The sequence below is a fragment of the Uliginosibacterium silvisoli genome, assembly GCF_036017035.1.
GTDB classification, from domain to species: Bacteria; Pseudomonadota; Gammaproteobacteria; order Burkholderiales; family Rhodocyclaceae; genus Viridibacterium; species Viridibacterium silvisoli.
The window spans coordinates 168755-181170 of the sequence record NZ_JAYXHS010000001.1 but is presented as its reverse complement, the minus strand read 5'-3'; the positions used below and the strand labels follow the sequence as shown (position 1 = coordinate 181170).

Annotated in this window: 10 protein-coding genes; 6 read left to right on the top strand and 4 right to left on the bottom strand. The window is 61.1% G+C overall.

Annotated elements, in window-relative coordinates; genetic code table 11:
• Positions 1-10 precede the first annotated feature (10 nt).
• Positions 11-1597: a GMC family oxidoreductase gene (locus VVD49_RS00860; protein ID WP_327597228.1), complete on the top strand. Its 1587-nt coding sequence runs from the start codon at positions 11-13 to the stop codon at positions 1595-1597.
• Positions 1598-1748: 151 nt separating this feature from the next.
• On the opposite strand, the gene VVD49_RS00855 is transcribed toward VVD49_RS00860, so the two are convergent.
• The 3 genes from VVD49_RS00855 to groES all read right to left on the bottom strand — a co-directional run bounded on the left by VVD49_RS00855 (position 1749) and on the right by groES (position 6011).
• On the bottom strand, positions 1749-3191 hold the full coding sequence (locus VVD49_RS00855) for a glycoside hydrolase family 88/105 protein (protein WP_327597227.1): 1443 nt from the start codon (positions 3189-3191) through the stop codon (positions 1749-1751).
• Positions 3192-3917: 726 nt separating this feature from the next.
• Entirely contained in the window at positions 3918-5561 is a 1644-nt protein-coding gene (groL, locus tag VVD49_RS00850) for a chaperonin GroEL (protein WP_327597226.1), read from the bottom strand.
• Positions 5562-5720: 159 nt separating this feature from the next.
• Complete coding sequence (gene groES / locus VVD49_RS00845; protein ID WP_327597225.1) at positions 5721-6011, bottom strand: co-chaperone GroES; 291 nt, start codon at positions 6009-6011, stop codon at positions 5721-5723.
• 356 nt (positions 6012-6367) lie between these two features.
• Here groES and VVD49_RS00840 point away from each other — a divergent pair, with 356 nt between their 5' ends.
• The 5 genes from VVD49_RS00840 (at position 6368) to modC (ending at position 11560) form a co-directional block, all read left to right on the top strand.
• The gene (locus tag VVD49_RS00840) at positions 6368-8002 is read left to right on the top strand and encodes a methyl-accepting chemotaxis protein (RefSeq protein WP_327597224.1); all 1635 of its coding nucleotides are present in this window, start codon (positions 6368-6370) and stop codon (positions 8000-8002) included.
• 104 nt (positions 8003-8106) lie between these two features.
• Positions 8107-8925, top strand: a complete 819-nt coding sequence (locus VVD49_RS00835; RefSeq protein ID WP_327597223.1) for a TOBE domain-containing protein — start codon at positions 8107-8109, stop codon at positions 8923-8925.
• Between the two features lie 58 nt (positions 8926-8983).
• Complete coding sequence (gene modA / locus VVD49_RS00830) at positions 8984-9748, top strand: molybdate ABC transporter substrate-binding protein (protein WP_416384876.1); 765 nt, start codon at positions 8984-8986, stop codon at positions 9746-9748.
• A gap of 32 nt (positions 9749-9780) precedes the next feature.
• On the top strand, positions 9781-10458 hold the full coding sequence (modB, locus tag VVD49_RS00825; RefSeq protein ID WP_327597222.1) for a molybdate ABC transporter permease subunit: 678 nt from the start codon (positions 9781-9783) through the stop codon (positions 10456-10458).
• Positions 10459-10468: 10 nt separating this feature from the next.
• Complete coding sequence (gene modC / locus VVD49_RS00820) at positions 10469-11560, top strand: molybdenum ABC transporter ATP-binding protein (RefSeq protein ID WP_327597221.1); 1092 nt, start codon at positions 10469-10471, stop codon at positions 11558-11560.
• 126 nt (positions 11561-11686) lie between these two features.
• Here the strand turns inward: modC and VVD49_RS00815 are convergent, their stop codons facing one another.
• Positions 11687-12373 (bottom strand): hypothetical protein, encoded by a 687-nt coding sequence (locus VVD49_RS00815; protein WP_327597220.1) that lies wholly within the window; start codon positions 12371-12373, stop codon positions 11687-11689.
• Positions 12374-12416: the final 43 nt, after the last annotated feature.

The following is a 12416-nucleotide window of genomic DNA, read 5'->3' as shown; positions in this document are numbered from 1 at the left end:
GGAGCAGGCGATGAAGAATTACGATGTCATCATTATTGGCAGTGGTTTTGGCGGGGCAGTCAATGCCTGCCGTCTGAGCGAGGCGGGCCTCAAGGTGCTGGTGCTGGAGCGTGGCCGACGCTGGGCGCCGGAAGACTATCCGCGTGGCGAAGGCGACGCGTGGATCTGGGATCAGTCCGAGCCGGAAAGCTGCAACGGCTGGATCGACCTGCGCATCATGGATGACATGACGGTCGCGCAGGGAGCTGGTGTCGGTGGTGGCTCGCTGATCTACGCAAACATTTCGGTCGAAGCCAAGCCGGATGCGTTCAAGAACGGCTGGCCGTCGCAAATCACCTATGAGGAGTTGAAGCCGTACTACGAGCGCGTCGGCAAGATGCTCGACGTGCAGACCTTGCCCGAGAACCAGCTGACCGAGCGCTACAAGCTCATGAAGGAAGGCGCAGAGAAGCTCGGCTATGGCGACCGCTTCCGCCCCTTGCCGCTGGCCGTGAGCTTCGACAAGGACTATAGCTACGATCGGCCCGATCCCTTCAGCGACGCGCACTCGGTGAAATTCACCAACCAGTTCGGTGTGGAGCAGGGCACTTGTACGCACTGTGGCAACTGCGACATCGGTTGCCAGGTGAAGGCCAAAAACACGCTGGATCTCAACTACATCGCGCGTGCCGAGCAGCTCGGTGCCGAGGTGCGGCCGCTGCACGTGGTGTACAACATCTCGGAGGATCGAGGCCGCTATACGGTGCACTTTCATCGCGTGGTCGACGGGCAGCTCGTGCCGGGGTTCGAGACCGCGGAGCGCGTCATTCTCGCGGCTGGCTCGCTGGGTTCAACCGAGCTGTTGCTGCGCGCACGCGACCAATACAAGACCCTGCCGAAGATCAGCAACTACCTTGGCCGCAACTGGAGTTCGAACGGCGACTTCCTGACGCCCGCGACCTACGAGGGCCGCGACATTTCGCCCACGCATGGCCCGACGATTTCCTGCGCCATCGACTTTCTGGATGGTGCGGTGAACGGCAAGGAGTTCTTCGTCGAGGACGGCGGCTTCCCCAATCTGCTGCTCAATTTCCTGCGCGACGGCGCAAAGGGCGCCAAGCCGAAACACCGCGTGCTGGTGCAATGGCTGGAGACGCTCAGCGGCATGAAGAATCCAGCGGCCAGTGTCATGCCCTGGTTCGGTCAGGCGATGGATGCGGCGGATGGCAAGCTCTATCTCGGGCGCGTCTGGTATGCACCCTGGCGTCGTGTGCTCAAGCTCGACTGGGATGTGACGCGCAGCGAGGCGACCGTGCAGGCGATGGTCGATATGCACATCAAGCTGTCGGAAGCGACGGGTGGTGATGCGACTGTTCCCTTTACCTGGAGCCTGCTGAAGAACCTGGTGACCCCGCATCCGCTAGGAGGATGCAATATGGGTACGACGTCTGCGGACGGTGTGGTCAATCATGCAGGTGAGGTGTTCGGCTACCCCGGGCTGTACGTGGCCGACGGCGCCATCGTGCCGCGCGCCGTGGGGCTCAATCCTTCCCGCACGATTGCGGCGTTGGCTGAACGCATTGCGTTCTTGATGCAAAGGAGGCTGGCAGGTAGTTGAGTGCCGGTCTGTGCTGGATGCGAAAAGCCCACGGCATGCCGTGGGCTTTTTATTGACGACTGGCCCGCCCCGCACGGCACCCGAGAGGGGGCGGTGTACCGCTTGGGGCGGGTCATTCGCTTCGTGCAGGGTGCGCTGGTCCCTGTTCGGATCAGTATTCCATTTCGCTCGCGGCCAGCATGACGGCGCCCAGACCTTGCGGCACGTTTTCACGCACGTACGAGTACTTGCAGACCACTGGTGGCGAGGTGAACTTCACGTAGGTGGACGGCACGCACTGGTCTGCCGGAGCAGGCAGCGGACCATTGTTCAGGTCCGTGCGGAAGTCTGCATTCGTGTAGGCGTTGTAAACACCGCCAAGACTCATGCCGACCACCGTGCCTTGCACCTTGACGGTGTTGTTGCTGTTCGACAGCGCAACCTTCGTCTTCACGCCTGCCCAGCCCTTTTTCGCGACATCCAGGTAGCTGCTGTCAATGATGTCGAGACGTGCTGCCTTGGCCAGGGAGTAAACGAAGAGCGCGCTGGCAGAGGTTTCCTGCCAGTTCGCTTGGGCAGGGACCGACTCACCCGGATAGCCGCCGTTGGCGGGTAGTGGGCCATCCTTGACGTCGAGCACCTGATACCACAGGCCGTTGGTGCCTTGATAGGTCTTCAGGCCCTTGGCGATATTCTTGACGATCTGGACTAGCTGGTTGCGGTCAGGATGGTTCTTCGGCAGGTACTCCAGCACATCGACGATGCCGGTGATATACCAGGCTTGAGAGCGTGCCCACAGAATTGGCGAAGTGACCTGTCCGTCCAGTGGGGGGTACTTGCCAGCCTTGTAATCCAGGCCAACCCAGATGCCGTCAGTCGCACCGTTCCAGCCGTGGTAGTACAGATTCTTGGTGGGGTTGAAAGTGTACTGGGCTGCCAGCTTGATCTGATTGGTCAGGGTATTGAAGGTGGCCGTTTGGGTGGCGCCGGTTTCATATTGGGCGGCATAGCGCGCCAGGAACGGCGTTGACATGTAGATCGCATCGAGCCATTGCTCGTTCGCGTAGGTTGGTTTGTGCCACCAGGCGCCTTGCGGATTGGTCTTGATCGTCGGGAAGATCGTGCGCACGTACTGCATGGCCTTCAGGTAGCGCGAATCACCCGTCTTCTTGTACAGACCGAACAGCAGGGTGGCGGGCTGAATCGTATCCTGGATCGTCGGGTCGTTCGGCGTCGCGCCGGCAGGGAAGGTGCGGCCATAGTTGATCACGCCGTTCGCATCGACATAGGTGTCGACGAACTTCTTCACGTAGTCGTAGTACTTCTGACGGCCCGTCTTCTCGTAAAGCTTCCAGATGGCGAATAGCGGCACGGTGTTCGTGTATTCCCAGAACTTCGGCGCCGGGCTGGCAGGCACGGTGGCGTAGTTCAGGCTGAAGCAGTTGGACGGTGCGCAGGTCGTGTAGTCATCGAGCACTGGCCAGGTATTGATCATGTAGTTCGCGACGTAGTTGCCGTGGTTGCCCGGTACCGGTGTCGCATTGGCGGTCATTGCCGTCGAGAACATGCCAATACCAACGAGTGCGGTAGCGCATGTCTTGGCTGTAAAGCTCATCTTCATTGTCCGTGCCTTTCTGCTGGGAAGCTCGGTGAGTCAAACGACACACCGGACGCTCCGGTTTGTTGTGTCAAGCAAAGGTCCCGTAACGCCTGTTTTCAATCGTGTAAGGCTGAGGCCCAACCTCCGTCTGGTTTGACGGCAGCGCTGCCCGATTGCTGCGCAAAGGTGTATTTGTCAGGCCAATTGAAAAACAATGTGTCGGGGATCGCACGCTAACGTTCGCCCTGTCGGTATGTCAATAGCCCATTTTGCGTGCCTGACCGACGGCTTATGAGTTCGCCTATCTGCTTGTTATACATAATTAACAAGCTTGTCATTTGCATGAAATATGGCAGATCTGCGGTTGTGCGATTTACCCCGCGAGCTGCTTCCGATAGCACTGTGAAGCGTATTTGTGTGCAACAAAAAGTCGGACGAATCTATAAAAGTCTGACTAATTTGCGCGGCGCCGCCTCCGAAGATGCGGCGCCCTGCGGCTATGCGAGCCAATCGCAGGGGAGACAGGGGAGACAGGGGAGACAGGGGGAGGTAGAGGAGGTAGAGGAGGTAGAGGAGGTAGAGGAGGTAGAGGAGGTAGAGGAGGTAGAGGAGGTAGAGGAGGCGAGCGTGAATACGTCGCCAGAAATGAAAACGGACAACTTCTTGCGAAGTTGTCCGTTGTCTTGCGATGAACGCAAGGCGTGTCTTCGAGCAGGCTCCGCCACGCGGAGCCGGTCCGGATTACATGCCCATGCCGCCCATGCCACCCATGCCGCCCATGTCAGGCATGCCACCGGCAGGCTTGTCTTCTGGCAGCTCACCGACCATTGCGTCGGTGGTCAGGATCAGGCTGGCAACCGACGCTGCGTTTTGCAGTGCCGAGCGCGTCACCTTGGCTGGGTCCAGCACGCCGATTTCGACGAGGTCGCCGTAGGTGTCGTTGGAAGCGTTGTAACCGAAGTTACCCTTGCCTTCCAGAACCTTGGCAACGACGACCGATGGCTCGGCGCCAGCGTTCTGCACGATCTGACGCAGCGGCTCTTCGATGGCGCGCAGCACGATCTTGATACCTGCGTCCTGGTCGGCGTTGTCGCCCTTCAGGTCGCCGATGCCGGCGCGGGCGCGCAGCAGTGCAACACCGCCACCAGCCACGACACCTTCTTCGACGGCTGCGCGGGTAGCGTGCAGTGCGTCTTCAACGCGAGCCTTCTTTTCCTTCATTTCGACTTCGGTGGCAGCGCCAACCTTGATCACTGCAACGCCGCCGGCCAGCTTGGCCTTGCGCTCTTGCAGCTTTTCGCGGTCGTAGTCGCTGGTCGAAGCGTCGGACAGGGCTTCGATCTGGGCAACACGTGCCTGGATCGCTTCAGCCTTGCCGGCACCGTCGATGATGATGGTGGTTTCTTTTTCGACTTCGATGCGCTTCGCTTGGCCGAGGTCAGCCAGCGTAGCCTTCTCGAGCGACAGGCCGACTTCTTCAGCGATGACCTGGCCACCGGTGAGGATGGCGATGTCTTCGAGCATGGCCTTGCGACGGTCGCCGAAGCCAGGCGCCTTGACGGCAACGGTCTTCAGGATGCCGCGGATGTTGTTCACAACCAGAGTTGCCAGTGCTTCGCCATCGACATCTTCAGCGATGATCAGCAGTGGGCGGCCGGACTTTGCAACTTGCTCCAGCACGGGCAGCAGGTCACGGATGTTCGAGATCTTCTTGTCGAAGAGCAGCACGAACGGGTTGTCCAGAGCAGCGATCTGCTTCTCTTGGTTGTTGATGAAGTAGGGCGACAGGTAGCCGCGGTCGAATTGCATGCCTTCGACGATGTCCAGCTCGTTTTCGAGCGACTTGCCGTCTTCAACGGTGATCACGCCCGACTTGCCAACCTTGTCCATCGCGTTGGCGATGATGTCGCCGATGGAGCTGTCGCTGTTGGCGGAGATCGAACCGACTTGGGCGATTTCCTTGTTGGTGGTCGTTGGCTTGGCGTTCTTCTTGATCTCGGCAACGATGGCTGCAACAGCCTTGTCGATACCGCGCTTCAGGTCGGCCGGGTTGAAACCAGCTGCGACGTACTTGAAGCCTTCGCGAACGATGGCTTGTGCCAGCACGGTTGCGGTCGTCGTGCCGTCACCGGCGTTGTCGCTGGTCTTCGAAGCGACTTCCTTCACGAGCTGCGCGCCCATGTTTTCGAACTTGTCCTTCAGTTCGATTTCCTTGGCCACGGACACACCGTCCTTGGTCACGGTCGGTGCGCCGAACGAGCGCTCGAGCACAACGTTACGACCCTTCGGGCCGAGGGTCACCTTGACCGCATTGGCCAGGATGTTGACGCCAACGACGATCTTTGCACGTGCGTCGTCGCCGAACAGAACTTGTTTAGCTGCCATGTTTATGACTCCAGAATATTTGAATCGGATTCGGTGTGAAAAAACAGGGGAGGCGCGTAGCGAGCAGGTCGCGATGAAGGCGAGGAGCGGAAACGTACGCAGGTACGTTGAGCACCGGAGCCTTCAGCCCGGCCTGCGCAGTAGCGCAGCACCGGTTTTTTACAGTTCGACGACACCCATGATGTCTTCTTCGCGCATCACGAGAAGCTCTTCGCCATCGACCTTGACGGTCTGGCCGGAGTACTTGCCGAACAGCACGCGATCGCCAACCTTGACGTCCAGCTTGCGGACTTCGCCGTTTTCCAGAATCTTGCCGTTGCCGACAGCCAGAACCTGACCTTGATCGGGCTTTTCACCAGCGCTGTCTGGAATAACGATGCCGCTGGCAGTTGTGCGCTCGGCTTCGATGCGCTTGACGATCAGACGATCGTGCAGGGGACGAATTTTCATATCCACTCCTGTTGGGGAAGATCAAGAATTAGAGGGCGCCGGAGGCACCCCGACAAAAAACAGGGGAGGAGCTTTGTTAGCACTCTCTCCCGGGGAGTGCTAATGATAGGTGCCGCATTGCGGTATTTCAAGTCCGCACGCTCACTTTATTGTCCGGCCGGGCGCCGTTTGCCCGTCGGGACGGGCGGGTATTGGTGCCGTTCTTGTCAACAGTCCGCGCGCTCAGGGTTGATGTATTTATAACTTTTGGCATATACGGCAATTTTTTTCTTCAGGGTGTCCTAGGCAGGTCGATACGATTTTCAATGCGCGATGTGCGCATCAATTTCTGCCCGATCCGAGGAAGCAGCTGCCTCATGCGCAACAACCAGCCCGTCACCCAGCAGGAGTCCGTCATTCCTGACGGCGTGTTCATCTATTCGCGCACCGATCTGCGCGGCAATATCACCGAGGCGAATGCGGCGTTCGCCGAGATCAGTGGATTCACACCCGCTGAAATGGTGGGGCAACCCCACAACCTGATTCGTCACCCTGATATGCCGGAGGCCGCCTTTGCCGATCTGTGGCGCAGCCTCAAGGCGGGGCGCCCCTGGAAGGGGCTGGTGAAGAATCGCCGCAAGGACGGCGGCTTCTACTGGGTCGTCGCCAACGCGTCACCGGTGCGCGAAGGGGGCGCCATCGTGGGCTATCAATCGGTGCGTTCGCGCCCGACACCTGCGCAGATCGCGGCGGCGTCCAGCGCCTACCAGCGCATCAGGGCGGGTGATACATCGATCCGCATCCAGGATGGGCGCGTGCGCCGCAACCACGGCCCGCTGGTCGAAAAGCTGGTTTCGCACGACACGCAACTGCTCGCGTTCGCAGCCCTCGTCGGTGTCGCGCAACTGGTTTCGCTCGTCGCGATGCTGGCTTCGTGGCCGGCACTGGTCGTGGCGAGCGAGGCCTTGTCTGTCCTGACCTTGCTTGCCGCAGCCTACATGCTTGTCGTCGGTTTGCCGGGAGCACTGTCACGTCTGAACACGATCCAGGCGTTTCTCGACCGTACGCTGACGACCGGCGAACTGACCGAGACACTGGTGCCGACGCGCAATGACCGCATCGGGAATATTGCGGCGAGTCTCGATACGCAGTTCTCCGCCATGCGCGCGACGCTGCAGATTCTTGGCGACGCTGGGCATGACATTCATGCCACGACCGATGCCCTGCACCAGAGCGTGGAGCGCCTGACCGACTCGGCTGCACGCCAGAGCGAGCTGACGTCTTCCGCCGCCGCAGGGGTCGAGGAGATGACGGTGTCGATCAGCGAGGTCGCGACCTTCGCGACCAGCACGCGCACGGTCGCGCAGACGGCGGGGGAGAATGCCTGTCAGGGGGCCGCTGTTTCACGCCAGGTCACCGACAATATGCAGGTCCTCTCCGGTAGCGTCTCCGATTCGACGCGCATGGTGACCCAGTTGGGGCAGCGCATGGATGAGATCGGCAAGGCGGCTGGTGTGATCAAGGAGATCGCAGACCAGACCAATCTGCTGGCGCTTAACGCAGCCATCGAAGCGGCGCGGGCTGGTGAGCAAGGGCGCGGCTTCAGCGTGGTGGCCGACGAGGTGCGCAAGCTCGCCGAGCGCACGGCTACGGCGACGCGCGAGATCGACGAGATGATCCGGCGCATCGATGAAGATACGACGAGCGCCGTCTCGGGCATGCATCGCAGTGCGACGCAGGTGGGTGATTCCGTTGCGCTCGTGCTCAAGGCGCAGGTCGCGCTGGCGACGATCAACGATGAGATGGGGGCCACGCTGGAGATGGTGGGCGAAATCACGCATTCGACCTCCGAGCAGAGCGCCTCCATGACGGAGCTGGCGAAGAGCGTGGAGCAGGTGGCCCAGCTGACAGAAAACAACCTAGGCGTCGCCCAAGACACGCGGGATGCCTCCTTCGTTCTGCAGCGAAGCGTCGAGCGCATGCGCAAGGCGGTAGCGCAATACCGCGTCTGAATCCGAATGTTTGAACCCACGGCGCGGCGCGAGGCTTGCAAGATGAGCCTCACGCCGCGCTTTTGATTTACCATCGCTATATAAATGTTTATATAGATAAAGAGATGGTGGACAAGTCGACGGGGCGCCTGATCGGCAAGCTCGAGGTCACGACGGAGTCGGGCAGCTTTCTGGGCGGCACGCGCATCCGCCTGCTCGAGGCCATTGCCGAACATGGCTCGATTTCCCAGGCCGCGCGCCACGTGCCCATGTCGTACAAGGCGGCTTGGGACGCGGTGGATGCGATGAACAATATGGCGCAGCAAGCGCTCGTTGCGCGTACGACAGGTGGCAGGCAAGGGGGCGGCACGCAGCTGACGGAGTACGGCAAGAGCGTGATCGCCATGTACCACGCCGTCGAGCGCGAGTATCAACAGGCGCTGGATCGCCTGTCGCAGCAAGCGGGCGGCGAGGCCGGTTCGGTTGCTGGTTTCCAGCAACTCTTGCGGCGCATGAGCCTGCGCACCAGCGCGCGCAATCAGTTCGTGTGCACCGTCTGCGGCTTGCGTGAGGGGGATGTCGAATACGAAGTGCTGCTGCGGCTGAATGCGGAGAGCACATTGGTGGCGGTCGTGACGCGGGAGTCGGTCGAAACGCTCGGGCTGGCAATCGGCACCGAGGTGTTCGCGCTCACAAAGGCCTCCGCAGTGGCGCTGGTGCCCAGGGAGACCCCGCCGTCGGAGCAGACCAATCTCCTCTCTGGTGTGGTCACGCGCGTGCATGAGGGCGAAGTCAACTCGGAAGTCGTGATCGATCTGGGCGACGGCAAGAGTCTGGTCGCGGTGACGACACGTGCGCTTGTGTCGGCGCTCGATGTCCGCGTTGGCGAACCCGCGTGGGCCACGTTCAAGGCCTCGAACATCATCCTCAGCGTGATCGGTTGATGGATTGCATCTGCCGATCGCCAAAGATGTCCCCCCTCAAAAAGAAAAGGAACAAAGCATGAACATCATGAAGAGCGTGTTGCGGAGTGGCCTGGCTTGTCTTGTCATCGGGCTGATGCAGGGTGCCGTCAGTGCGGCAGAAGTGCAGGTCGCCGTGGCTGCGAACTTTGCCGGGCCTTTCGAGAAGATCGCCGCCGAGTTCGCCGCGGAGAGTGGTCACAAGGCCGTCGTTGCGGTGGGTGCTACCGGCAAGTTCTACGCGCAGATCAAGAATGGTGCGCCATTCGAGATTCTCCTGGCGGCGGATGACGAGACGCCGCGCAAACTCGTTGCGGAAGGCGACGGCGTTGCGGGCAGCACTTTCACCTATGCCAAAGGCAAGCTGGTGCTGTGGTCAGCCAAGCCGGGTTTCGTCGATGAGGGCGGCAAGGTGCTGACGCGTGCCGATATCGCACATATCGCGATTGCCAATCCGAAGCTCGCGCCGTATGGACTGGCGGCAGAAGAGACGCTCAAGGCCGGCAAGCTGTACGACGATCTCAAACCGAAATTCGTGATCGGCGAGAGCATCGCGCAGACCTTCCAGTTCGTCGCCACGGGCAATGCGGAGCTGGGCTTCGTCGCCATGTCGCAGGTGTTGGTGCCGGGCAAGCCGGTGGAGGGCTCTTACTGGGCCGTGCCGTCGAACCTGTACTCGCCGATCCTGCAGGATGCCGTGCTGCTGAAGAAAGGCGAGGCCAATGCAGCGGCGCAGGCTTTGCTGAAATTCCTCAAGAGTGACAAGGCGAAAGCTGTGATCAAGTCGTACGGTTACGATCTCTGATGAACCTAGGTCGGAAAAGCAAAGCGCCTTGAATGAACCTGCCTGACATCGATCTCTCTGCCGTCACGCTGACGCTGAGGCTGGCCGCTACCACCGTGCTCATCCTGTTGCTGATCGGTACGCCGCTCGCATGGTGGCTGGCACACACGCGCTCGCGCATGAAAGGCATCATCGGCGCGGTGGTGGCTTTGCCGCTGGTGTTGCCGCCAACGGTGCTGGGTTTCTATCTGTTGGTGTTTCTCGGGCCGAATGGCATGGGTGGCAAGCTGACCAAGGCGCTCGGCATCGGCGCCTTGCCGTTCACGTTTGCAGGGCTGGTGGTGGGGTCCGTGCTGTATTCGATGCCCTTCGTCGTGCAGCCTTTGCAGAACGCATTCGAAGCGATCGGCCGACGCCCGCTGGAAGTCGCGGCGAGCCTGCGGGCGGGGCCGTGGGACAGGTTCCTCAGCGTCGCCTTGCCGCTGGCCAAACCGGGCTTCATCACGGCGGCGGTGCTCGGCTTCGCGCACACCGTGGGTGAGTTCGGTCTGGTGCTGATGATGGGGGGCAATATCCCCGGCAGGACGCGCGTGCTGTCGGTCGACATCTACGACCACGTCGAGGCCCTGGAATATGTCGAAGCGCACTGGCTGGCTGGCGGGATGCTGCTGTTCTCGTTTGTTGTGTTGTTGATCCTCTATTCCTTCCATGCCCGACCCCGCACTTTCTGAGGCGCATGCAATGGCTCACCTGAGTGCGCACCTGCGCGTACAGCACGCGGACTTCACACTGCAGCTCGCGCTCGACCTGCCGAGTCGCGGCGTCACCGCATTGTTTGGTCGCTCAGGTTCCGGCAAGACGACGGCGTTGCGTGCCATCGCTGGTTTGCAGAGACCATCTGCCGCGCGCATCGCAGTTGCGGGCGAGGTCTGGCAAGACGATGCCGCGGGCATTTTCGTACCTGTTCATCAGCGTGCGCTGGGCTATGTGTTCCAGGAGGCCAGCCTGTTCCCGCATCTCGATGTGCGCGCCAATCTTGCATATGGCATGAATCGTGTGCCACAAGCACAGCGGCGCGTGACCTGGGAGCAGGCGGTCGACTGGTTGGGCGTGGGGGCCTTGCTTGCGCGACGCCCCGATCAGTTATCTGGCGGTGAGCGTCAGCGCGTGGCGATTGCGCGCGCCTTGTTGACCAGCCCGCGCCTGCTGCTGATGGATGAGCCGCTTGCTGCGCTCGATGCGATCAGCAAGGAAGCGATCCTCCCTTATCTCGAGCGCCTGCATCGCGAGCTGGACATCCCCGTGCTCTACGTCAGTCACGCGCTGGACGAAGTTGCGCGCCTGGCTGATCACATGGTGTTGCTCGACGCGGGCCGGGTGTGCGCCAGCGGGCCTTTGCAGGATGTGCTCACGCGTCTGGACCTGCAGACAGCATTGAGCGACGACATGGGCGCGGTCATCGAGGCTGAGGTCATGGAGCGTGACGAGGTCTACGGGCTCAGTCGTGTGGCGTTCGCGGGTGGAGGTCTGTGGGTGGGCGGACTGTCTCGCGCAGTGGGCGAGCGCGTGCGTGCTCGCGTGCTGGCGCGCGACGTGAGCGTGGCTGTCGAAGCGCCCCGGGCGTCGAGCATCCTGAATGTGCTTGATGCGCGCGTCATGGAAATCCTGGATGCAGGTACCGACAAGGTGAATCTGCGCCTGCTGCTTGGGTCGGACGAGCGTGGCGGGGCGGTGCTGGTCTCGCGCATCACGCGCCGCTCTCGCGATCTGTTGGCGCTGGAGGTCGGGCAACGGGTTTTTGCGCAGGTCAAAAGCGTTGCGCTGGTGACCTGAAGGTACGCAGCAAACCGTCGGTGCGCATTGCGGCGACAGTGCTATCCGCCTTGTCTGTCTGAGCGCGGCCACTTGCAGCGCGTGGCGTCGTCGCAAGCGAACGCGCGTCTGTCAGGAGCTGGGGATCTAGTCTTCCCGGTTGTCGAAGTTGTCGCGGATGTATTGCTCGAATACGCGGTCAGTACCGGTGCGCTTGTATTCCTGGTCGCTGGTCAGACGGCTCAGACGGCGGTCGAGCTCCATGTCGGAGTGATTCCAGTTGGCCTTGGTGAAGATGTACATCTTTACCTGGTTCGTTTGCGCGTTGACCTCGTCCTTGATGGCGGCCTCGCGGTCCGCAGGCACTCCCTTGGCGCGCGGGTGCAGCCGGTGCCATTGAGCGTGCGTGCCTTCATGGAAGAGTTCGACGAGAGTGGCCCCGACGCTGCCGCGATACTTTTCGGCGATGCGTATGAACTTGCCGCTCCATTCGCCGCGCCCGCTGATCGATGCGTCATACATGATGCGTCTGTTCTGGTTCAGTTCGCGCAGTATGGCCACGATCTTCTGGCCATCCTTCGTGCTGCCGGGCGGGGACTTGGCGATCAAGTTGATGTTGTAGCCCATGAGCCCCTGCGTGGAGGCTTTCTCGTCGTCCTGGCGAGTGTCTATGTCCTGGACAAGAGGGTTGGCTGCGTCGATTGACGGGTCTACTTCGACCTTGAGGCCAATCGTGCCAGGTTCAGGTGATTGCGCGAGGCAATTCGTACCGTCTTCCTCCAGCCCGCCGTCACGCAACGAGCAAACTGAACCGGGTTTGCGACCATTTCCCATAGCGAGTCTCCGAGCGGTGCCACGCCTTCTCGTAGCGATTGGC

What these genes read in the sequence shown, in the direction of transcription:
- modC (WP_327597221.1), top strand. Translation starts at nt 10,469, where the DNA reads ATGGCTCACCTGAGTGCGCACCTGCGCGTACAGCACGCGGACTTCACA.
- VVD49_RS00835 (WP_327597223.1), top strand. Translation starts at nt 8,107, where the DNA reads ATGGTGGACAAGTCGACGGGGCGCCTGATCGGCAAGCTCGAGGTCACG.
- modA (WP_416384876.1), top strand. Translation starts at nt 8,984, where the DNA reads ATGAACATCATGAAGAGCGTGTTGCGGAGTGGCCTGGCTTGTCTTGTC.
- VVD49_RS00815 (WP_327597220.1), bottom strand. Translation starts at nt 12,373, where the DNA reads ATGGGAAATGGTCGCAAACCCGGTTCAGTTTGCTCGTTGCGTGACGGC.
- VVD49_RS00860 (WP_327597228.1), top strand. Translation starts at nt 11, where the DNA reads ATGAAGAATTACGATGTCATCATTATTGGCAGTGGTTTTGGCGGGGCA.
- groL (WP_327597226.1), bottom strand. Translation starts at nt 5,561, where the DNA reads ATGGCAGCTAAACAAGTTCTGTTCGGCGACGACGCACGTGCAAAGATC.
- groES (WP_327597225.1), bottom strand. Translation starts at nt 6,011, where the DNA reads ATGAAAATTCGTCCCCTGCACGATCGTCTGATCGTCAAGCGCATCGAA.
- modB (WP_327597222.1), top strand. Translation starts at nt 9,781, where the DNA reads ATGAACCTGCCTGACATCGATCTCTCTGCCGTCACGCTGACGCTGAGG.
- VVD49_RS00840 (WP_327597224.1), top strand. Translation starts at nt 6,368, where the DNA reads ATGCGCAACAACCAGCCCGTCACCCAGCAGGAGTCCGTCATTCCTGAC.
- VVD49_RS00855 (WP_327597227.1), bottom strand. Translation starts at nt 3,191, where the DNA reads ATGAGCTTTACAGCCAAGACATGCGCTACCGCACTCGTTGGTATTGGC.